Genomic DNA, 19,292 nt, shown 5'->3' with positions numbered 1-19,292 from the left:
GCCACTTCAATCAAACTCAAATTACTGAACATCATTTCAGAAACTCTGAAGTTAGTGCTCATGGCTTTGAAAATTGAATTGCTCCGCGGTTTTGCTGCAGTCGCTCGAAGTGGAAACCTGAGCGATGCTGCCGGTATTCTTGGGCGAACGCCCTCTGCCGTGTCGATGATGCTCAAGCAGCTGGAAACCCATCTTGGCGAACCGCTGTTTGAAACCGACCGTAAGAACAGGCTGACCGCGCTTGGGGCCTTCGTGCTGGAACAAGCAGAGCGCGAGTTGCAGCAATACGATACGATGGTCAAAGCCATAGAAGGCTATGCCAAGGCCACCCACGGACATGTCCGCATAGCCACGGTTCCATCGGTCGCCGGCACCGTCATGCCCTTGGTCTTTTCCAGGTACATCAACGATTTCAAGAATGTAGATATTGAGTTGCGAGATATGGACTCGATCTCGGTTCTGCATGAGCTGTCCCGTGAACGCATCGACATCGGCATTGCAACACTGGGCCAGAACAGCTCTGGATTGCACAGCCAGCATCTGCTGTCGGATGCGTTCGGAGTGATCTGCGCACCCAGTCACCCTCTGGCGCAGGAGCAGGGGAAAATCGAATGGGAGATGCTGCGCAACGAAAGGCTGATCGCCAATAGCCTGTCGGCCAGCATCAAGTCGGAGCAATCCAGAGAGCTGCACGACAGGGCGCTGTTGAAGGCACAGAACCTGACCTCCATCATGGCTATGGTGCAGGCTGAAATCGGGGTAACTATTTTGCCGGAGATGGCCGCGCGAGCCGCGAATGCGACGGGGCTGGCGTTCCGACCATTGGCTGATTCGCTTGCGACTCGCCAGATCCACCTGCTTCGCAAAACCGATACGGCGCTGTCTCCTGCGGCCCGTTTGCTGGAAAAACACATCCTGAGCTGTGCTGCCGAATTGACCAAAGGAGGCCTGTCGTGACCCTAACCAAGACGCCGCTTACGCTTGGCATTATGATCTTTCCCGGTTTCCCTATGGCTTGCCTGACGTCTTGCATCGAGCCGCTAAGGGCCGCCAATGAAATCGCGGGGAAGGAGGCGTTTCGCTGGACTGTTGTTGCCGAAACAACGGAGCCGGTCGCGTCCTCGGCAGGGGTGACGTTCAGCCCGGATCGTATGCTGGCCGATCTTACGGATCACGATTATCTGTTCTTTGCGGCGGGTCCTAATGCGCGCTTTGATCAATCGGCGCGTGCCAATGCCGCGCTCCAGCGGCTTACCCGGAAAAAGACCCGACTTGGCGCCTTCAGCGGGGGGGTGTTTCCGCTGGCACGCACCGGTTTGGTCGGGAGCGACCCGCTCTCGGTTCACTGGTGCTATGAGGCTGCTTTTGAAGCGGAATTTCCTGAGATCGAGAGGCTGAGCACAGTGATCTGCGATGAGGGGGCTTTCACCACGATTTCCGGGGCGACGGCGGTTTTCGACTATATGTTGACCTTGATAGAAGACCATCTGGGCGGCGATATCATGGCCGAAGTTGCCTGCTGGTTTCAGCATCCATATGTGCGCAGCGCCACGACGTCGCAAAAGACACCCGCGTTTTCAACAGCCAAGAGCAAGGATCTGTTGCCCAAGAAGGTGACGCAGGCCATTGAACATTTTGCCGAGCATATCGAAGACCCTATTCAAATCAGCGATGTAGCAAATGCCATTGGTGTATCGGCGCGATCCCTCGAACGCAGTTTCAAGGAGGCGACGGGTCAGAGCCCGCTGAAATACTATCGGATGATGCGGATGAATCAGGCGCGGCAACTGGTGCTGTATTCCAGCACCTCGGTCACCGAAATCGCCTATATGGTAGGTTACAGCACGCCGGGCGCGTTCCTGCGGATCTACCGCGAGAGCTTTGGCGTCACGCCGATCAATGATCGTCGGGCGAAAAACTCCCTCCGCGTAAAAAGCGGCGACGCCCTGCCTGCGGGATAGGACACCGCAGACAGGCGGGTTTTATGCGATGGAATGAGCTGCGCTGATAAGCGCGTGGTGAAGGGAGGCCGCGGAGGAGCGCGGTCCCAATACTGCCATGTGATCCTCTGCCCGGCGCCAGAGGAATACGCCGAGATGTTCCAACGTGCCCCGAATAACGCGCCCTGTTGTCATATTGCGCACAGGTGCATTGCTGAGCCGTTCGAACAGATCGCAGAGTGTCGGACCGGCGACATCGAAACGGCACCAGCCATCGGTCTGTTCGACCACCGAGGCAGCCGCACCCACCACTTGTTTCAGATCACGCGCCAGCAATTCATGGCGGTCATGCGGGGCCGAGATCATCCATTGAGCGGGTCCGGTCCAAAAAACGGAGATACCCCCCGAGTCTGAATATGTGCCGACATCAGGAAGCGTCATGCCATGCGCCGAACCAAGAGCCGCCCGCAGTGCCGTTTCCTGATCTTTGCGCGCTGTAACCGAGGCCAGGGCCTGGTCTATCACCTCTGAGATGGTCAGGTCGCCGACCCGGTCAATCCGGGCCGTATCGCTGCCAAGTGGGCTGATTGGACTGAGCTTATGCACGGAGCTTCTCCCCTTCCGGGTCAACAAAATGTGGGCTGACAATCTCAACCAGGACTGTTTGGTTTTCCAACGGGTTCACAAGGCGCAGCCGTTCTCCTGTGCGGTCCGACCCACCTTTGACAAAAGCCAGGCCAATCGCGCTTTTCAGGATGGGTGAATAGGCCGCGGAGGTGACATATCCCTGATCATGTGCCGCATCCACGGGGCCGTCGGCTGCCATCAGATGCCCCCCGGCGGGCAGGCTGTCGCTGCTGTTGACGGGGCGAAGCCCTACCAGATGCAGCGCCGCTTCGGTATTCATCCCCTCGCGTCGGCTGAGGACATTGCCAATGCAGTCCTTGCTGGTTGAGACCATGCGCCCGAGTCCGAGGTTTAGTGCGGATGTTGTCCCGTTCAGCTCATTGCCGGCGGCGTGTCCTTTTTCGATCCGCATGACACCCAGAGCTTCTGTGCCATAGGGGGTCACGTCGAATTCCTCACCGGCGGCCATCATTTCCCGCAGCAGCGCGTCGCCATAGCGTGTCGGCACCGCGATTTCATAGGCCAGCTCACCGGAGAAGGAGATCCGGAACAGTCGGGCGCGGCATCCGCCGCAGACGGTGATTTCGCCGCAGCCCATGAAGGGAAACGCTTCGTTTGAGATGTCAAATTCTGGGTCGACAATCTTCTGTAGCAATCTCCGCGCATTTGGCCCGGCGACGGCATATTGTGCCCAGGCCTCGGTTGTCGAAATCAGTTGAACGTCCAGATCCGGACACAGGCACTGACGCACGAATTCCATATTGCGATAGACCAGAACCGCATTGGCCGTGGTTGTAGTGACGACAAAATGATCCTCTGCAAGACGGGCCGCAGTGCCGTCATCATAGGCGATACCATCCTCACGCAGCATGAGCCCATAGCGCACCTTGCCAACCGGTAATTTAGCAAACCCGTTTGCATAAATCATGTTGAGGAAGGTCGCGGCATCCGTGCCCTGAACGTCGATCTTCCCCAAAGTGGTTACGTCGCAAATACCCACCGAGTTACGCGTTTGCAGCACTTCGCGGTCGACGGATTGGCGCCAATGGGTTTCACCGTCACGCGGGAACCACTGTGCGCGCAGCCAGTTGCCGACCTCAACGAACACCGCGCCTTGTTCCTCGGCCCAGTTGTGACTGGGTGTCAGGCGGGTTGGGTGGAAATCCTTACCCACCGCTCGCCCCGCCAGAGCGCCCATCGCCACCGGCGTATAGGGCGGACGAAAGATGGTCGTGCCGGTTTCCGGGATTGACTTGCCGGTGAGCTCGGCCATCACTGCCAACGCGCCAAGGTTCGAGGTTTTGCCCTGGTCGGTGGCCATGCCGAGTGTGGTGTAGCGTTTCAGATGTTCCACCGAGGTGAAGTTTTCCTGATGCGCCAGCTTCACGTCCTTTACCGTCACATCATTCTGGAAATCCAGCCAAGCGCGCTTTGCGCCTTTGACCTGCCAGAACGGGGTCAGCGAGACGGGTGCGTCTTCAGCACGGGGCAGATCGGCTGCACCGGCCGAGATGCCGAGATCGGCAAGCGCCTCGATCGTTTTCTGGGCACCCCCCGCAAGGGCCTGTGCGGTGGTCATATCTCCCATAGCAGCCCCGGCGACCAGCTGACCGGTGGGCAGCCCTGCGGCCGGAACAAAAGACTGGATGGCCTCGTTCCAGACGGGGCGACCACGCTGGTGGCACGTCAGGCCCAGATTGGGATTCCAACCCCCGGACATGGCCAGCGCGTCGCAGGCGATTGTTCGGGTTTGCCCATTTGCCAGGCGCAGGGTGACAGACGTCAGGCCAAGCCGCCCCTTGGTGTCGGTAATCTCGGCACCTGCCAGAACCTCGGTTCCCGGCAGGGCTGGCGCATCCGGTCGCACGTCAATGATCGCGGGGACCTGGACACCCTTTGCCATGAGGTCACGAGCGGTTTGATGTGCATCGTCATTATTGGCGAACACCACGACCGAATGGCCGGGGGTCGCCGCCCAGCGATTGGCATAGGCACGCACCGCGCCCGCCAGCATAATGCCGGGTCGATCATTATTTTCAAAGGCGATCGGTCGCTCAATGGCTCCCGTGGCGATCAGCGCGCGTTTGGAATAGATCCGCCAAAGGGTCTGACGCGGTTTGCCAGCTGCGGGTTTTGGCAGATGGTCGGCATTGCGCTCAACCGCACCATAGATACCGTGATCATAGGCGCCAAAGACTGTGGTGCGGGGCATCACCCGCACATTCGGGAGCGTCGCAAGCTCTGCCTGTGTCTGGGCCACCCAGTCCGGGCCTGACATATCGGACAAAGCCTGAGTTTCACTTAGCAGACGACCGCCTAGGTGACTATCTTCATCCGCGAGAATGACCTGAGCGCCAGCGCGCCCTGCGGTCAATGCTGCGGCCAGGCCGGCTGGTCCGGCGCCTATGATCAACAGATCACAGTGCAGATATCCCTTGTCGTAGGCGTCGGGATCCGCCTCACCGGTCAGGCTGCCAAGGCCCGCTGCCTTGCGGATGATCGGTTCATAGAGCTTTTCCCAGAATGCTTTGGGCCACATGAAGGTCTTGTAGTAGAACCCTGCGGTCAGGAAGTTCGAGAACCGGTCATTGATCGCCATCACGTCATGTTCGAGCGATGGCCAGCGGTTCTGCGATTGGGCCTCCAATCCTGCGTAGAGTTCGATAACCGTGGCGCGCGTATTCGGTTCCTGACGACCACCGGACCGCAGTTCAACGAGGGCGTTCGGCTCCTCGCTGCCCGCGGTCAGCACGCCCCGCGGGCGGTGGTACTTGAAGGAGCGGCCCATAAGGCGCACGCCATTGGCAAGCAGTGCTGACGCCAGCGTATCTCCCTGATGGCCTTGGTAGTTCTTACCGTCGAATTGGAACGACAAGCCTGTGTCGTGGTCGATCAGTCCGCCGGACAGACGGTTTTTCAGTGCGGGGTGCGAACTCATTGCAGCGCCTCCTGCGGCGTGTTTGCGGCTCTGTTCGCAAGGGCAACATCCCGCGCCAGTTCAACCTTCAGTATCTCATGCGTGACCGTATTGCGGGTGACGACCAGCCAGGAACGATCGCCCTGTTCATGAAACCACAATTCGCGATGCTCCCCAGCCGGGTTCTGACGCAGATAGAGGTAATCGTGGAATTGCTGCAGCGCGGTCTCCGAAAGCCAATAGGGGCGGTTCATAAGGCCAGCATCGCCCAGATAGGTGAATTCCTGCGCGTCGCGTGGGCCGAGTAGCGGATGGTTGATGATCATCTGGACAAGTCCTCAATGCAGGTTCGGTTGGGCGCCCTGGCCCTTTTCGTCGATCATGCGGCCAGTCATGAAGCGATCCAGCCGGTAGGCGGTTGCCGTCTCATGCGGGCGGTCTGTTTTCAGCAGATGGGCAAAGCAATAGCCCGCAGCTGGCGTGGCCTTGAAGCCGCCGTAGCACCAGCCCCCGTTGAAATAGAGCCCGTCGATATGGGTCTTGTCGATGAAGGGAGAGCCGTCCATCGACATATCCATGATGCCGCCCCAGCTGCGCAGGAGACGCGCGCGACCAAGAGCCGGGATCAGGGACATGCCGCTTTCCACCACATCCTCGACCACTGGCAAATTCCCACGTTGTGCGTAGGAGTTATACATGTCGATATCGCCGCCAAAGACGAGCCCGCCCTTGTCTGACTGGCTGCAATAAAAATGCCCGGCGCCATAGGTGATCACCCCAGGAATGAAGGGCTTCAGCCCCTCGGAGACGAAGGCCTGCAGAACATGGCTCTCGATGGGCAGGCGCATCCCGGCGAGGGCCATGACCCGGCTGGAATTGCCAGCAACCGAAACGCCCACCTTTCCCGCGCCAATGTAGCCGCGAGAGGTTTCGACACCGCACACCTTGCCTCCGTCGATACGCAGGCCTGTGACCTCGCAATTCTGAATGATATCGACGCCGCGCTGATCCGCGCCCCGGGCATAGCCCCAGGCCACCGCATCGTGGCGCACCGTTCCGCCGCGCCGGTGCAGCAACCCGCCCTTGATCGGGAAGCGGGCATCGTCGAAGTTCAGGAAGGGATACATGGCGCGTACACCGGCGGTATCCAGCAGTTCCGCGTCCGAGCCGTTCAGGATCATCGCATTGCCGCGGCGCCGGGCTGCGTCGCGCTGCGCATCGCTGTGGATCAGGTTCAGGATCCCACGCTGACTGACCATCGCATTGTAGTTCAGATCCTGCTCCAGGTTTTCCCAAAGCTTGAGCGAGAACTCGTAAAAAGGCTCATTGCCATCCAGCAGGTAGTTGGATCGGATGATGGTTGTATTGCGTCCGACGTTGCCGCCACCAATCCAGCCCTTTTCCAGCACCGCGATCCGCGCGCCGCCGAACTCCTTGGCGAGGTAATAGGCGGTGGCCAGACCATGGCCGCCGCCCCCGATGATGACGTAATCGTAGGCGGGCTGTGGCGCTGCATCGCGCCATTGCGGGCGCCAGCCTTTGTGCCCGCTCAGAGCTTCCTTGATCAGTCCAAACGCAGAGTATCGCATGGGGGCTCCTGTTTCTTGCCGCACCAGTTGCCGCGAATTCGGAGGATTTTGCCGATGCGCTTTCGGACAAGATTCAGGTCAGAATCGACATTCGGGGCCTGGGCCCCTCGCCAGTCTTTGCAATCTTCGATCCCGAGTGCTTGGAGGGGTCATCCTACAGGGCCGAAAGTGGCGATGATTCCGGAGCGGGTCCAGTCGGTATTGGCGGGCGAGGCGCATGAATTCCACTACGTGGAATACGGCTCTGGCGTCATGGATGCGGGTCTGGATTTACCCGATCATCGGTCCCGATTACCCACAAAAACGGTACCAAGATGACACAGAGCCAAAATCGAGAAGAGTTCCGCGCGTTGATAGCTGATGTCGATGATGTGGTTGTGGACCGCTTAATGGTCGGTGCCGTTGATCTCCACGTGCATTCAGGACCCTCGATCATGGAACGCCAGATCGACCATATTCAGGCGGTCGAGCAAGCGGCGGCTGCCGGAATGCGTGGCATCCTGTTCAAGGACCACCATTACTCGGCTGCACCCTTTCTGCCGATGATGAAGCGTCTGGTCGGGGATCTGGGCGTAGCGATGTATGGCGGGTTGGTTCTGAACAACACGACCGGGGGGTTCAACCCGCATGTGGTTGATTCCCAGTTGAAACATGGCGGTACGATGATTTGGATGCCGACGGCGCAATCGGCCAATCATATCCGTTCGTCCTTTCGGAAATCGCGGTTGGCGATGAATGTGAAGCTCAAGCCTCCACGGCTTTTGACCGTCGTGGACGATCGGGGGGCCATCATTGATCCGGTCAAAGAGATATTGGATTCAATTGCCGAGTTCGATGCGGTTCTGTCCTCAGGGCATCTTCACGTCTGGGAGATATGGAAGCTGTTTGAGGAAGCCAAAACGCGTGGGGTGAAAAAACTGATCGTCAATCACCCAATGTACGGGCTTCACTTTACCTACGACGACATTCGCGAGATCGCCGAATTTGGTGCGCTGGTTGAGCAATCTGCCTGCCTGTATGTTGATAGCCGCTTTAACGTGTTCGAACCGCATCTTCTGGCTGAGCACATCCGCGCTGCCGGTGTCGAACATTCTTCGATCGGATCAGATTTGGGTCAGATCGACAATCCAACTCCGGTCGAAGGAATGCGACAGGCGATCAAGCTGTGCCTCGTCAGCGGCTTCAGCGAGGATGAAATTCGCCTGCTGGTGCGGGATAACCCGTCGCGTCTTGTTGGTCTGCCGCTGGCCTCCGACGTGTGAAAGGGCAGGATATGACCTATGTTAAGGGCGGATTTCGTCAGAGGTTTCTACACGAAACCAATCTGACCGGGAGTTTTCTGAAGATTGCGCATACCATGCCTGCGGAAATCCTCGGGGTGGTCGGCTATGACTTTGTAGTGGTCGACGAGGAGCACGCTCCGATTTCTCGTGAGGCCACGGATCGGATCGTTCTGGCCTGCAAGGCGGCAGATATTGGCTGTCTTGTTCGGGTAAAGAGCGCCGAACCGGCGGACATCCTGTCGGCTTTGGATTGCGGTGCAGACGGGATTCTTGTTCCGCATGTTGACACAGCACAGAAAGCCAGGGCGATCGTCTCCGCCGCGCGCTATCGCGGCGGATCGCGGGGCTATTCGCCGACGACGCGTGCGGGTCGATTTGGGGAGGTCACGCTCGCCGAGCATGTTGAAAAGGAAGACAACAGGGGCCTGGTCATCGCGATGATCGAGGATCCTTTGGCGGTCGAGCAGATTGACGCGATAGTGACGACCGATGGGCTGGATGGTGTGTTTATCGGGCGCGGCGATCTGACCGTTGCCTATGGCGAAACAAAGCCCGGGTCAGAGCCTGTATTGCGGGCGACAAAAACCATCTGCGCAACGGCGCGGGCGCACGGGGTGGCGATCTGCGCCATGGCGGGTTCGGCCAAGGATGCCGGATGGCTCTGCGAACTGGGAGCGACCGCCTTCGTGCTCGCGTCTGATCAGACGTTCGTCCGCGATGCGGCCCGCGCGTGGCTTGCCGAGCTTCGCAATGCCCTTCCCGCAGTACAGGAGTGACTGATGGCCTATGACAAGACAGACCCGCGGTCGGCGCTGCGCACAAAAGCCGCGGCCAAGCCCAGAACGGGGCTAGTAGCGATTCCGCAGATTGGTGAGTTCGACAGGATCGACCCCGCTGTTCGCAGCAGCGACGGCCTGACATGGTGCCTGAGAGGCCAGAACTTTGTTGTCATGCGCACCGAAGCGGAACCGGGAGGCAGTTTTACCAGACAAAATCAGTGCGACGAATACGTTGTCCTGCTGCCGGAGAACGGCGCGACGATCACTGTCGGCGGCAATTCCTGCGACGTGCCTGGGAACTCCATTGCCTTCGTGCCACCCGGCGACAGCGCAGTGATCCTTCCCGAAGGGGGGCGTTTTTTCCGGCTGTTCACCAGCCGATCAAAGGATCTGGTGGCGCTTTGCACCAATGGTGACGCGTATCAATCGCTGCGCAGTCATATTCCGCCCTTGCAAGACTGGCCTAAGCCCACCGATGGGTGGCTACTCCGGCATTACTCGTTGGATGTCCCGCCAGAGCCGGGTCGATTTGGCCGGATTTTTCGATGCACCACCTTCATGGTCAATGTGCTTGATCCTTATGACGGGCCACGCGACACAACCAAAATGTCGCCACATCATCATGATGATTTCGAGCAATGCTCACTGGTGCTTGAGGGCGCTTATTCGCATCATTTGCGCTGGCCCTGGACCACGGATATGGCGGATTGGCGCTCTGATCAGGAGGTCAAAGTGGGCGCCCCGTCGGTGACTGTTATTCCTCCGCCCGTCATCCATACCAGTCGGGCGACGGGTGCTGACAGAAACGCAATGGTTGATGTCTTCTGTCCCCCGCGTGAGGATTTCAGTCTGAAACCCGGTTGGGTGTTGAATGCGGCTGACTATCCGATCGCGGGCTGACCGGATCGGAAAAGTCTTTGAAGGAAATGGCGATGAACGAACGAGTTGGCGTTGTTGGGCTTGGCAAGATGGGCGCGGCACTTGCGGCAAGATTGGCTGAACAGGGCTGTTCAGTTTCGGGCTGGACGCGGAGCGGGGTGGACCTGGATTGGGCCGATGCGCGGGGAATTGGTGCCCCTGCCATATTGGACGATCTGGTTGCGGAGGTCGATATTGTCCTATTGTCGCTGTTTGACGACGGGGCGGTCGCGGCAGTGCTGGACCGGCTGATAACCTGTGATTTGCGTGGCAAGCTGGTTGTCGACACCAGCACGGTTAATCCGGCCACGCTGAAAGGATATGCCGACAGGATCACGGCTGCCGGAGCTGGGGTTCTGGACGCGCCTGTTTCGGGCTGGCCCAAGGTTGTCTCGATGGGACAGGCAGGCGTCTTTATCGGCGGTGAGCCTGTTGATGTGGCCCGCTTCGTGCCGGTGGCCGAACTCTTTGCAAACCGGGTTTTTCACGTCGGCCCGTTGGGCCAGGGGTTGGCGGCAAAAATCGTCAATAACATCATGCTGGCCAGCTATTGGCAGTCGCTGCGCGAAGCGCTCGGTGTAGGGCGCAGCATCGGCCTACCGGGTGAGTTGATGTTGGACATTCTGATAAGCGGCCCTGCAGCAAATGGTGCTCTTTCCGGGAAGTCCGAGATTATTTTGGGCAAAGAGAGCCCGGCGAGCTTTACAGTCGCCGGCATTGCCAAGGACCTAGGGGTGTTTTGCGAGGTGGCAGCCCAAGGCGGAGTCGCGACGCCAGCCTTGCAGGCTGCGCTTGAAAGCTTCACCCAGTTTCGGGATGCCGGGTATGCAGATCGCGATTTCGCGGCCATGCCAGGTGCAATTCTGAAGGATGGCAATGATGTTCTTTGAACCGTCAAAAGGGCACGGCTTGCCACATAGCCCTATCTCTGCCTGCGTTGCGCCACGGCCTATTGGCTGGATTTCGACTGTGAGTGCCGATGGCATCCATAACCTTGCGCCGTTCAGTTACTTTAATCTCGTGCATAATTTTCCTCCCACCGTCATGTTCTCGTGCAATGGGTTGAAGCCGGACGGCACGCCCAAGGACAGTTGGGTCAACGCTGAGAATACGGGTGAATTCGTCTACAATGTCGCCACCTATGATCTGCGCGAGGAGGTCAACCTGTCCTCGACTGCTTGGGGCAGCGAGGTTAGCGAGATCGACGAGGTGGGGCTAGCTTCGATCCAGTCTAGGCTGGTCCAACCGTTGCGGGTTGCAGCTTCTCCCATTCAGTTTGAGTGCAAGACCATCGAGGTGCTGCACTTGCCAACTGAACGTCCTGAGAACCCCAATACGATCGTGTTTGGCCATGTGGTTGGTGTTCATATTGACGATGCCTGCCTCACCGACGGGATGGTGGACTACAACAAGGTCAGGCACATCAGTCGCCTGGGCTATCTGGATTTCGCCGAAATGGGGCCGCGATTTCAGTTGCCTCGGGTCTACGTCAAGAAAGAACAGGATTGAGATGATCAGACACGATGCGCTGCGGCGGCTGACCGGCGATCTTTATGATTGGTCATTAAAGAAGATCCCCGAGGACACGAAAGCACGGCTTGCCGAAGCCTATGCCGAGGAAACCGGTGAGAACGCTAAGAAGGTGCTGAACTTCATGATCCGCAGTTCGGAGCTGGCCGAAGAACACGACCGGTTTTTGTGCTCGGATGCGGGTGTGCCGGTCTATTCTGTTAAGATCGGCAGTCAGGCACGGTTCGAAGGGGATGTGAAATCTGCCTTCGTCGATGGTTTTGGCGATCTTGTTGAGCGTATCGATCCGCCGCTTTTGAAATTTGTTCAGAACCCTCTGACAAACGAACGCTCCTATCAGGGCAAGGATATGCCCATCATCAACTGGGATATCGTCGATGGCGCGGATTACATTGACATCACATGTTCACCCAAGGCGCTCGGCTCAGGTCGTTGGGCGGCGCTGGAGATCTTTGTTTATCCTGGACTGGCCGATATTGAGGAGTTCATCCTCAAGACGGTGATTAAGGCCGGCTCGCAGCATTGCCCGCCCGTCATGATTGGCGTCGGTATTGGCGGGTCTTTCGATCAGGCTGCAAAAATCGCAAAGAATGCGACCTTGCGACCGATGGGTACGACAAACCCCGAGCCGATCCTGGCAGATATGGAAAAGCGTTTGCTGAAGGCAATCAACAAGCTGGGTTTCGGTCCAATGGGGCAGGGCGGCGATACGACAGCACTGGGCATCCATATCGATTATTCCGCCGGTCATGGGTTTACGCCAGTGGCAGTGTGCTTCAACTGCTGGATCAACCGGAGAACCCGCGCGCGCCTCTATAACTCAGGCAAAATCGAGCGGATCGAATGACCAATACCCAATCCCAGAGCCACAATTTGACCTTGCCGTTGCAACAGGATTGTCTGGACAGGCTTAGGATCGGTGACCTTGTCTATCTCACAGGGGATATCGTTGTAACCGTTGGTCTGCCGACGCATAAGCGGATGAAGGACTATCTGCAAGCGGGGGTTGAGCTGCCGATAGACCTCAAAGACGGTATGTGGTGTCAGGTCGGTGCTTATATCGAACAGAGTGGATCCGACAAAACATGTCGCTACATCAACCCGTCAACCAGCACGCGATTTGAGCCCCATCTGCCAGCGATCATTCGCGCCAGTGGGGTAAAGGCGATCGGTGGAAAAGGCGGTGTCGGTCCGCAGACGGTAGAGGCAATGCGCGAGATGCGCTGTGTTTATCTGTCATTTGTGGGTGGGGCCAGCGCATTGACGTCAGAGGCGGTCGAAGATGTAATCGACGTGGCGTGGACAGATCTCATCCTGCAATTTCGGCTGACGCGCTTGCGCGTGAAGCAATTGGGCCCCTTGACCGTTGGTGTCGATGTGCGTGGCAATTCTCTCTATTCCGAGTTGCAGGCCCAAGCGGATTCCCGCTTCGAGGCGCTGATGAAAGAGTTGAACGAAACCCGAGCACGTTGACACAGCTCTCAGGTCAGATCGCGGACATTGCTGGCGATCTGTTTGGCCGCATCCTGTAGCGGGCGCAGAAAGTCGCGAACGGCATCCGCGCGCCGGACGGCCGAGCGGAAATAGGTAATACCCAAAGTCCCCAGTACGCGGCCTTCGCCAAGGATCGGAACCGCGATCGTGTTGGAGCTTTCGTTGCCGGCGGCGCGCAGCCGCTCCGCAAATCCCTGCTGCTTGATGAGGGCCAGTCGCCCTTGCAGCCCGGTTTCTGTGTCGCCTGATTGCAGCGTCTCACTCTTGCCGCGTTCCAATATCGATTTCAACAAAATGCGCTGCTCGTCCTCCGGACAGAAAGCCAGATAGGCAAGTCCCAGCCCATGAAGATCCAATGACAGGCGCATATTCACCGTTGCGTGAAACGGTGAAATCGGGCTGTCGGGAATGGTTGAGAACCGAACCACGACGTCGCCCTGATCTGGAATGGCGATTGAGACCGGCCAAGTAACCTGCTTTGTCAGGGCAATGGCATAGGCACGCCCGGCTTCGACAACCAGCGGGTCATTGTGAAACCCGGCACTAAGCGACATGACCTTTGAGGTCAGAACATAGCCCGACTGGCGTTCATCTCTGCTCACATAACCCATGTGTTCCAGCGTCTGGAGCAACCGCACGATTGTCGGCTTTGCGAGTTTGGTGCGGAGATGCAGTTGAGCAACCGTGGAGCTTTTGACGCGGTTCATTTCCTCAAGCACCGCCATCGCCCGCTCGACGGATCTGACCGGAGTATACCGTACCAATAACCTGCTCCCTTATGCGATGTCCGGAACGCTTACCATATTGTTCCACACAGTGGAACATCCCTGCGCAATCGTTGAGAGGTCGCAGGCAAGACCTGACAGTAAATCACAGGTTAACTCAGACGCTCGTCCTGGTTTTCGACCAAGGGTTTTCAATGGGGCAAAGGCCAGGGCGACTGAGCTCTAACCAGAACAAAGGGCGGAAACCGGACCGCGTAACCGACTAGGAAGTGTGAGAAATAGAAATGACCAAAACGCTTAGAATTATGGGTCCGCTTTTGGCGATGTGCCTGGGCGGTGCCGCCGCGGCGGAAGAGACCAAGCTGCCCGATACGTTGTCGTGGACAGCCTATAATGTCGGAAGCTCGGGCTATAGCCAGTCGGTTGCTATCGGCAAGGCGCTCCAGGACGAATACGGCGTTACGCTGCGCGTTGTTCCGGCTAAAAATGACGTCTCTCGCGTTGTGCCAGTGGTGAGCGGTCAGATCGATTTTGCCGCTGCCGGATCTGGCGTGTTCTATGCAGCTGAGGGCGTCCTCGGGTGGGCGAAACCGGAACTGGGACCACAACCCCTGCAAATGGTGATGAGCGCATCCGGCAACAACTGTCTCGCGCTTGGAACTGCGGCAGACGCGAATATCGTGACTGCGGCAGATCTCAAGGGCAAGCGGTTGCCTTGGGTTGTCGGTTCACCCGCGCTACAGACCAATGTGACGGCCTTTCTCGCATATGGCGGATTGACTTGGGACGATGTCACCAAAGTCGAGGTAAGCGGGTTTGACGCGGCATGGAAAGCCATCCTGAATGATCAGGCCGATGCGATGACTTCATTTACCACAGGCGGCGGCACCGAAGTTGACGCGTCTCCGCGGGGTTTGCGCTGGCTTGAAACTCCACATGATGAAACCGAAAATTGGGCGAGAATGCAGGCCGTGGCCCCTCATATGGCCAAACGGATCGCAACGGCCGGTACCAACATCTCGGATGCTAACCCGTTGCAATGCAGCGGCTTTCCCTATCCAATTCTCGTGACCGCGCCGGATCGCGATGCTGAGCTTGTGATGAACATGGCAAAGGGCATCGACGAGCAGTTCGAGAGATTTGTAGCCGCCGAGCCCTCCGCCAGTGGCTGGGCCAAGGATCGGCAGAATTTCCAATGGGTCTTGCCGTATCATGAAGGAGCGGTTGCGTATTGGAAGTCGGTTGGCCTGTGGTCTGACGAAAATGAAGCGCACAACCGGTATCTTCTGAGCCGGCAGGCTGTGATCGCAAATGCGTGGCAAGACCTGGAAGACAAAAGCGCCGATGACTTCCAGAAGCGCTGGATGGCCGCGCGTGCAGATGCGCTGCGAGCGGCAAATATGCCGACAGTTTGGGATAACTGATCCATGAGTACGAAGATGGACGACCTAGAAGCGTCGGTCAGCCGTTTCCGACCTGTCGGCAATGCCTGGCTCTGGTTGCTGCGGGCAAGCACCTGCGCCGTAGTGTTTCTTTCGATCAATCAGGCCTTCAATCTGCATTTCTTTGTGGGCCATACACTTCTTGCAAATCAGTATATGTATCTGCTTTTGCTTTTGATCATCCCGTCCGTCTTCATCATCTTGCCCATTGGCAAGGCTGCGACCGACACCAGGGTGCCGTTCTACGATATCGTCCTGGCGGTCCTGACCGGATCTGTGCTGTGCTGGTTTATCGCAAACTCGCTCAACATGATGCAAAATGGCTGGGAACTCGCGGCACCCGCGCGCGCCACCTATGTTTCGATGGCACTCTGGGTCCTGATCTTTGAGGCCTCGCGCCGCGCCGGCGGCACGGCACTCGCCGTTATTGTGGGCGTCGTGTCCCTCTATCCATTGTTTGCGGATGCCATGCCCGGCCCCATTCGCGGGTTTTCCTACCCGCTGGAGACTGCGGCGGGTTACCATGCCATGAGCAACGAGAGCATTGTGGGCATCCCGATGCGGGCGTTCGCCAATCTGGTCATCGGGTTTCTGATCTTTGGTGCAGCGCTACAGCATACCGGGGCCGGCACATTCTTCATTAATCTTGCCTTTGCTCTGCTGGGACATATTCGTGGCGGGCCAGCGAAGGTTGCGATTGTAGCAAGCGGCCTGATGGGCTCGATGAGCGGTTCGGTTGTGACCAATGTCATGACCACCGGTGTGATGACCATCCCTGCGATGCGCCGTATCAAGCTTAAGGCACCCTTTGCCGCCGGGGTCGAGGCCTGCGCTTCAACGGGTGGTGTGCTGATGCCGCCAGTTATGGGCGCCACAGCCTTCATCATGGCCAATTTTCTCGAGGTCTCTTACGCCAGTGTTGCAATGGCCGCGATTATCCCGTCGTTCTTATATTTCTTCGGGCTTTTCATCCAGATCGACGCGCGCGCGGCGCGCGAAGGTATCAAGGGGCTTGAGGCCGCGGAATTGCCATCGGTGCGACAGACGCTGAAAGAAGGGTGGTTCTATATCTTTGCCTTCGCTCTCCTTGTTTATCTGCTGCTTTTCCTTCGCCGCGAAATGCTGGCGCCGTTCTATGCAACTCCAGTGCTGCTGATCATCAATCAGCTGTTCTCAAAGAACACGCGCTGGGGACGTGACGAGCTGCTTGCTTTTGTTGACACGCTGACGAAGCTTTTTGCCGAACTCGTTAGCGTATTGGCGGGGATTGGTTTGATTGTTGGTGCCCTCTCGATGACCGGGCTTGCCGGAACGTTGGTGAATGACCTGCTGTCGATCGCTGGCGGCTCGCCTATGGTGCTTTTGATCATCGGGGCGATGACCAGCTTTGTGCTTGGTATCGGTATGACGGTGACGGCGGCCTACATCTTTCTTGCGATTATTCTTGCTCCCGCACTGGTTGCGACCGGAATGAATGCAATGGCCGTCCATATGTTCATTTTCTACTGGGGTATGCTGTCGTTCATCACGCCGCCTGTTGCGCTGGGGGCGTTTGCCGCCGCCTCGGTCGCAAAGGCACCGCCAATGGCCACGGGAGTTGAGGCGATGAGACTTGGCAGCGTCATCTACTTCATCCCCTTCTTCTTCGTGCTGGATCCGGCGTTAATTCTGGTCGGCAGCCCGGGTGAAATCGTGATCGCACTTAGCATCGCGGTCTTGGGTGTGATGTGCTTTGCCAGCGGTATGCAGGGCTATCTGGCGGGTGTTGGTCGTCTGAAGCTACACGATCGGCTGCTGCTCATTGCGGGTTCGATCATCATGCCGCTCCCCGGGCACACGGTCATCCCGCTTGAAAAGCATGAAATCCTGGGTTTGGCGGGGCTTGTGATCATCCCGGTGGTGGCCTCTGCCTTTCTGCGGGAGCGGCGGCTTGGCAAGATCGAGCTAAGCCATGATTGATGCTTTCCCAAAACTGGCCGCCGGACCGGAAACCATTCTGATCCCTGGGCCGTCGATCCTTCCCGATGCCGTGCGCACGGCGATCCAGCGCCCCTCCATCGACATCTATTCCGGGCCGCTTCTCGACGTGACGGCCCGGTGCGAGGCAGGCTTGCAGAAAGCATTCGGCACATCGCAGCGGGTCTTTCTCTATGCGGCCAACGGTCATGGCGTCTGGGATGCGGCGCTTTGCAATACGTTGTCGCGCGGAGATCGAATTCTGGTCTTGGAATCCGGCCGGTTCGCGCTTGGCTGGGGAGACATGGCAGAGGCGATGGGATTACAGATCGAGATCCTGCCGGGCGACTGGCACCGACCCATCGACACCGACGCGCTGATACGGCGATTGACAGAAGACAGCGCGAACGAGATTGCCGCCATCCTTTGTGTTCAGGTCGATACCGCCTCAGGCGTCTGCAACAAGATCGGTGCCATCCGGCAGGCCATAGACGTCACTGGTCATTCTGCTCTGCTGATGGTGGATGCCATCGCGTCGCTGGGCACCATGCCATTTGCTTTCGACGAATGGCACGTGGATGTTGCGGTATCAGCGTCACAGAAAGGTCTGATGTGTCCAGCGGGACTGGGTTTCGTGGTGGCAGGACCGCGTGCATTGGCGGCCCATGCCTCAGCGGGTCTGCGGTCCCGCTACTGGGATTGGACCGCGCGAATGACGGGTGATCACTACTCTAAATACTGTGGCACGCCGCCCGAACAGCTCTTGTTCGGGCTCGCGGCAGCACTAGACATAATGGAGCGGGAGGGGCTCGGCGCGGTCTTTGCACGTCACGCAGCGCTTAGAGATGCGACACTGGCCGCAATTGGCCAATGGTCGGCGGCGGGCGCGATGGCGAATATTATAGACCCGTCTGCTCGCGCGCCATCGGTATCGGTGCTGAACTTTGCCGATACACACGCGCATAGGATCATCGCTTTCTGCAAGCAACATTGCGGTGTTACGCTGGGCCGGGGACTGGGCGACTGGGCCAACAAGTCGATACGGATCGGGCATATGGGGCACATCAATGCACCGACCATTCTGGGGGCGATATCAAGCATTGATTTGGCTCTGAAGGTGCTCGGCATACAGGCCGATGCAGGCGGAGCAGGGGCGGCGATAGAGGCCTTGGCCAATCTGGAAGAATCCCGCGCATGACCGACCAAGCACCCTGCATAATCTGTGTGGCAATTACCGGGTCACTGCCCCGCAAGTCCGACAATCCGGCGGTTCCAATTTCCGTTGATGAACAGATCGAAAGCACCCAGGCCGCGTTTGAGGCCGGTGCCGCGATTGCGCATTGTCATGTTCGGAACCAAGACGAAACACCCAGTTCGGAACCTGAGAAATTCGCGCGCCTGATGGAAGGAATCCGCAAGCACTGTGATGGCATGATCGTCCAGCTGTCCACAGGTGGCCGGTCCGGGTCTGGCCGGACGCGGGGCGGTATGCTGTCACTGCGGCCCGATATGGCGTCGCTTTCGGTCGGATCAAACAACTTCCCAACACGGGTCTACGAAAACCCGCCCGAGCTGGTGGATTGGCTGGCAAGCGAGATGGCGGCCTACGGTGTGATGCCGGAGATTGAAGCCTTTGATCTTAGCCATATCGTAAATGCGTGCACCATGGCGCAAGAGGGTAAGTTGCATGACCCGCCTTATGTGCAGTTTGTCATGGGGGTGCGCAATGCGATGCCCGCAGACAGGGCCATATTTGATATCTACCGGGCAACGCTGCAACGGCTGTCGCCGACATCGCCGTGGTGCGCTGCCGGCATTGGCGCTGCCCAGTTGGTTGTCAATGAATGGGCAATCTCGACAGGTGGACACACGCGAACGGGTCTTGAGGATAATGTCAGGCTCGACCGCAATACGCTGGCGCCGTCGAACGCTGCACTCGTGGAGCGTGTGACAGCGCTCTGCGAAAAATACGAGCGTCCTGTCGCGACCACAGATGAGGCACGCTGCATTCTGGGATTGCGGGCGTCGACGCCAGGGCCGCAGGTCAAGGAGACTGTGTGCTCAGGGGAACGGCTGGAAGTCGGCGGGTGAC

At 58.3% G+C, this 19,292-nt stretch carries 18 protein-coding genes; 13 read left to right on the top strand and 5 right to left on the bottom strand.

Going from position 1 to position 19,292, the window contains the following annotated elements:
• Positions 1 to 60 precede the first annotated feature (60 nt).
• Positions 61 to 957 (top strand): LysR family transcriptional regulator, encoded by an 897-nt coding sequence (locus VWZ81_RS00545; RefSeq protein WP_416538061.1) that lies wholly within the window; start codon positions 61 to 63, stop codon positions 955 to 957.
• Positions 954 to 1,961 carry a GlxA family transcriptional regulator gene (locus tag VWZ81_RS00540; protein WP_416538060.1) on the top strand — a complete coding sequence of 336 codons (1,008 nt, stop codon included), beginning with the start codon at positions 954 to 956 and terminating at the stop codon, positions 1,959 to 1,961. The genes VWZ81_RS00545 and VWZ81_RS00540 overlap by 4 nt, the downstream gene beginning before the upstream one ends.
• A gap of 21 nt (positions 1,962 to 1,982) precedes the next feature.
• Here VWZ81_RS00540 and VWZ81_RS00535 read toward each other — a convergent pair whose 3' ends face one another.
• The 4 genes from VWZ81_RS00535 to VWZ81_RS00520 are packed head-to-tail and all read right to left on the bottom strand — an operon-like array spanning position 1,983 to position 7,073.
• On the bottom strand, positions 1,983 to 2,546 hold the full coding sequence (locus tag VWZ81_RS00535) for a sarcosine oxidase subunit gamma (RefSeq protein ID WP_416541759.1): 564 nt from the start codon (positions 2,544 to 2,546) through the stop codon (positions 1,983 to 1,985).
• On the bottom strand, positions 2,539 to 5,505 hold the full coding sequence (locus VWZ81_RS00530; RefSeq protein ID WP_416541758.1) for a sarcosine oxidase subunit alpha family protein: 2,967 nt from the start codon (positions 5,503 to 5,505) through the stop codon (positions 2,539 to 2,541). Before VWZ81_RS00530 ends, VWZ81_RS00535 begins: the two co-directional genes overlap by 8 nt.
• Entirely contained in the window at positions 5,502 to 5,810 is a 309-nt protein-coding gene (locus tag VWZ81_RS00525) for a sarcosine oxidase subunit delta (RefSeq protein WP_340547678.1), read from the bottom strand. Before VWZ81_RS00525 ends, VWZ81_RS00530 begins: the two co-directional genes overlap by 4 nt.
• Positions 5,811 to 5,822: 12 nt before the next feature.
• On the bottom strand, positions 5,823 to 7,073 hold the full coding sequence (locus VWZ81_RS00520; RefSeq protein WP_416541757.1) for a sarcosine oxidase subunit beta family protein: 1,251 nt from the start codon (positions 7,071 to 7,073) through the stop codon (positions 5,823 to 5,825).
• 314 nt (positions 7,074 to 7,387) lie between these two features.
• Here VWZ81_RS00520 and VWZ81_RS00515 point away from each other — a divergent pair, with 314 nt between their 5' ends.
• From VWZ81_RS00515 to VWZ81_RS00485, 7 genes are read left to right on the top strand one after another with little or no spacing between them, the layout of a single operon-like run.
• Positions 7,388 to 8,335 (top strand): DUF6282 family protein, encoded by a 948-nt coding sequence (locus VWZ81_RS00515; RefSeq protein WP_416541756.1) that lies wholly within the window; start codon positions 7,388 to 7,390, stop codon positions 8,333 to 8,335.
• 11 nt (positions 8,336 to 8,346) lie between these two features.
• Complete coding sequence (locus VWZ81_RS00510; protein ID WP_416541755.1) at positions 8,347 to 9,132, top strand: HpcH/HpaI aldolase family protein; 786 nt, start codon at positions 8,347 to 8,349, stop codon at positions 9,130 to 9,132.
• 3 nt (positions 9,133 to 9,135) lie between these two features.
• Positions 9,136 to 10,035, top strand: coding sequence for a hypothetical protein (locus VWZ81_RS00505; protein WP_416541754.1), 900 nt, complete (start codon positions 9,136 to 9,138; stop codon positions 10,033 to 10,035).
• A 26-nt stretch (positions 10,036 to 10,061) separates the two neighbouring features.
• Positions 10,062 to 10,943 carry an NAD(P)-dependent oxidoreductase gene (locus VWZ81_RS00500; protein WP_416549215.1) on the top strand — a complete coding sequence of 294 codons (882 nt, stop codon included), beginning with the start codon at positions 10,062 to 10,064 and terminating at the stop codon, positions 10,941 to 10,943.
• The gene (locus tag VWZ81_RS00495; protein WP_416558263.1) at positions 10,933 to 11,562 is read left to right on the top strand and encodes a flavin reductase family protein; all 630 of its coding nucleotides are present in this window, start codon (positions 10,933 to 10,935) and stop codon (positions 11,560 to 11,562) included. Before VWZ81_RS00500 ends, VWZ81_RS00495 begins: the two co-directional genes overlap by 11 nt.
• A 1-nt stretch (position 11,563) precedes the next feature.
• Entirely contained in the window at positions 11,564 to 12,430 is an 867-nt protein-coding gene (locus VWZ81_RS00490) for a fumarate hydratase (RefSeq protein ID WP_340547671.1), read from the top strand.
• Entirely contained in the window at positions 12,427 to 13,056 is a 630-nt protein-coding gene (locus tag VWZ81_RS00485) for a fumarate hydratase C-terminal domain-containing protein (RefSeq protein ID WP_416541751.1), read from the top strand. The genes VWZ81_RS00490 and VWZ81_RS00485 overlap by 4 nt, the downstream gene beginning before the upstream one ends.
• Positions 13,057 to 13,064: 8 nt before the next feature.
• Here the strand turns inward: VWZ81_RS00485 and VWZ81_RS00480 are convergent, their stop codons facing one another.
• Positions 13,065 to 13,841: a DNA-binding transcriptional regulator gene (locus VWZ81_RS00480; protein ID WP_416541750.1), complete on the bottom strand. Its 777-nt coding sequence runs from the start codon at positions 13,839 to 13,841 to the stop codon at positions 13,065 to 13,067.
• A gap of 245 nt (positions 13,842 to 14,086) precedes the next feature.
• Here VWZ81_RS00480 and VWZ81_RS00475 point away from each other — a divergent pair, with 245 nt between their 5' ends.
• Genes VWZ81_RS00475 through VWZ81_RS00460 form a run of 4 tightly spaced genes read left to right on the top strand, consistent with a single transcriptional unit; the run spans position 14,087 to position 19,291 of the window.
• A complete protein-coding gene (locus VWZ81_RS00475) occupies positions 14,087 to 15,226 on the top strand; it encodes a TAXI family TRAP transporter solute-binding subunit (protein ID WP_416538049.1) in 1,140 nt (379 codons plus the stop codon).
• 3 nt (positions 15,227 to 15,229) lie between these two features.
• Positions 15,230 to 17,203 (top strand): TRAP transporter permease, encoded by a 1,974-nt coding sequence (locus tag VWZ81_RS00470; protein WP_416541749.1) that lies wholly within the window; start codon positions 15,230 to 15,232, stop codon positions 17,201 to 17,203.
• Entirely contained in the window at positions 17,196 to 18,398 is a 1,203-nt protein-coding gene (locus tag VWZ81_RS00465; RefSeq protein ID WP_416541748.1) for a pyridoxal-phosphate-dependent aminotransferase family protein, read from the top strand. The genes VWZ81_RS00470 and VWZ81_RS00465 overlap by 8 nt, the downstream gene beginning before the upstream one ends.
• On the top strand, positions 18,395 to 19,291 hold the full coding sequence (locus VWZ81_RS00460) for a 3-keto-5-aminohexanoate cleavage protein (protein ID WP_416541747.1): 897 nt from the start codon (positions 18,395 to 18,397) through the stop codon (positions 19,289 to 19,291). The genes VWZ81_RS00465 and VWZ81_RS00460 overlap by 4 nt, the downstream gene beginning before the upstream one ends.
• Position 19,292: the final 1 nt, after the last annotated feature.

This window comes from Phaeobacter sp. JH20_34 (assembly GCF_048056095.1).
GTDB classification, from domain to species: domain Bacteria; phylum Pseudomonadota; class Alphaproteobacteria; order Rhodobacterales; family Rhodobacteraceae; genus Phaeobacter; species Phaeobacter bryozoorum.
The sequence above is the reverse complement of the archived record's forward strand: the minus strand, read 5'-3'. Positions and strand labels throughout refer to the sequence as shown.

Coding starts and splice junctions, on each gene's coding strand:
- VWZ81_RS00520 (WP_416541757.1), bottom strand. CDS start 7,073: ATGCGATACTCTGCGTTTGGACTGATCAAGGAAGCTCTGAGCGGGCAC.
- VWZ81_RS00475 (WP_416538049.1), top strand. CDS start 14,087: ATGACCAAAACGCTTAGAATTATGGGTCCGCTTTTGGCGATGTGCCTG.
- VWZ81_RS00525 (WP_340547678.1), bottom strand. CDS start 5,810: ATGATCATCAACCATCCGCTACTCGGCCCACGCGACGCGCAGGAATTC.
- VWZ81_RS00490 (WP_340547671.1), top strand. CDS start 11,564: ATGATCAGACACGATGCGCTGCGGCGGCTGACCGGCGATCTTTATGAT.
- VWZ81_RS00515 (WP_416541756.1), top strand. CDS start 7,388: ATGACACAGAGCCAAAATCGAGAAGAGTTCCGCGCGTTGATAGCTGAT.
- VWZ81_RS00545 (WP_416538061.1), top strand. CDS start 61: ATGGCTTTGAAAATTGAATTGCTCCGCGGTTTTGCTGCAGTCGCTCGA.
- VWZ81_RS00530 (WP_416541758.1), bottom strand. CDS start 5,505: ATGAGTTCGCACCCCGCACTGAAAAACCGTCTGTCCGGCGGACTGATC.
- VWZ81_RS00485 (WP_416541751.1), top strand. CDS start 12,427: ATGACCAATACCCAATCCCAGAGCCACAATTTGACCTTGCCGTTGCAA.
- VWZ81_RS00465 (WP_416541748.1), top strand. CDS start 17,196: ATGATTGATGCTTTCCCAAAACTGGCCGCCGGACCGGAAACCATTCTG.
- VWZ81_RS00470 (WP_416541749.1), top strand. CDS start 15,230: ATGAGTACGAAGATGGACGACCTAGAAGCGTCGGTCAGCCGTTTCCGA.
- VWZ81_RS00505 (WP_416541754.1), top strand. CDS start 9,136: ATGGCCTATGACAAGACAGACCCGCGGTCGGCGCTGCGCACAAAAGCC.
- VWZ81_RS00500 (WP_416549215.1), top strand. CDS start 10,062: ATGGCGATGAACGAACGAGTTGGCGTTGTTGGGCTTGGCAAGATGGGC.
- VWZ81_RS00495 (WP_416558263.1), top strand. CDS start 10,933: ATGTTCTTTGAACCGTCAAAAGGGCACGGCTTGCCACATAGCCCTATC.
- VWZ81_RS00510 (WP_416541755.1), top strand. CDS start 8,347: ATGACCTATGTTAAGGGCGGATTTCGTCAGAGGTTTCTACACGAAACC.
- VWZ81_RS00460 (WP_416541747.1), top strand. CDS start 18,395: ATGACCGACCAAGCACCCTGCATAATCTGTGTGGCAATTACCGGGTCA.